Consider the following 1,006-nt stretch of genomic DNA (forward strand, 5'->3'; position numbering starts at 1 on the left):
GGCGATCTGGTAAAGATTCTCTGGGCCTCGGAGGACGGAATCTGGCTGCTCGCGAAGCGGCTTGAACGAGGCCGTTTTATATGGCCCAAGGCCGACGGTGGCAAGGTCCATCTGAGCTCTGCACAACTGTCGATGCTGCTTGAGGGCATCGACTGGCGACAGCCCCGTCGCACTGCCGCACTATCGATGTTGTAAACCGCGCGGCAGACTCGTAAACTACGGCGCATGTCGAACGGCGCCGATCTTCCTGACGATGTCGAGCTCCTGAAGGCCTTGCTGGTTGAGGCCCGTAGCCTGCTTGCCGAACGCGATGTCGAGATTGAGCAACTCAAGGCGCAGATCGACAAGCTCAGGCGCATGCAGTTCGGTCGCAAGTCCGAGCAGTTGCAGCGGCAGATCGAGACGCTCGAGACTCAACTTGAGGATCTGGCCGCCGGGCGCGGCGTTGTGGATGTGCAGCGTGCGCAGGCCCGCGGTGCAAATGCGTCCACCTCGAATGCGACGACGGACGAAGCGGCTTCCAGGCAAGCGCTTCCCGCGCATCTGCCGCGCGAGGATCATGTGCTCAAGCCCGAATCAAGTTGCCCGGATTGCGGTCAGCCAATGCAGGTGCTCGGCGAGGACGAATCCGAACAACTCGCCCGGGTCGCAGCGGCGTTCAAGGTCATTCGCACGATCCGGCGCAAACTGGTTTGCCCATGCTGCAGCACTATCAGCCAGCCGCCGATGCCCGGCCTGCCGATCGAGCGGAGCATCGCCCATCCGAGCTTGCTGGCAGACATCCTCGTCTCGAAGTATGCAGACCACCAGCCGTTGTACCGGCAATCGGCGATCGCGGCGCGCGACGGCGTGACGCTTGACCGGGCCAGTATGGGCCGATGGGTCGGCCAGTGCGAGGCACTGTGCGCTCCGCTAACAGAGGCGCTGCGCCGCTATACGATGGCCGCGACCAAACTGCACGCGGATGACACGCCGATCCCGGTGCTCTCACCGGGCAACAGGAAGA

The 1,006-nt window shown here is 63.2% G+C and carries 2 protein-coding genes; both read left to right on the forward strand.

The window, feature by feature from the left end; translation table 11 throughout:
- Window positions 1-195: IS66 family insertion sequence element accessory protein TnpB (gene tnpB / locus VSR82_RS39810; RefSeq protein ID WP_498858905.1), on the forward strand; the 195-nt coding region annotated here is incomplete at its 5' end.
- Window positions 196-225: 30 nt separating this feature from the next.
- On the forward strand, window positions 226-1,006 hold a 781-nt coding region (locus tag VSR82_RS39815), incomplete at its 3' end, for an IS66 family transposase (RefSeq protein ID WP_498858906.1).

The sequence above is a fragment of the Burkholderia sp. JPY481 genome (genome assembly GCF_038900515.1).
Taxonomy (GTDB): Bacteria; Pseudomonadota; Gammaproteobacteria; order Burkholderiales; family Burkholderiaceae; genus Paraburkholderia; species Paraburkholderia youngii.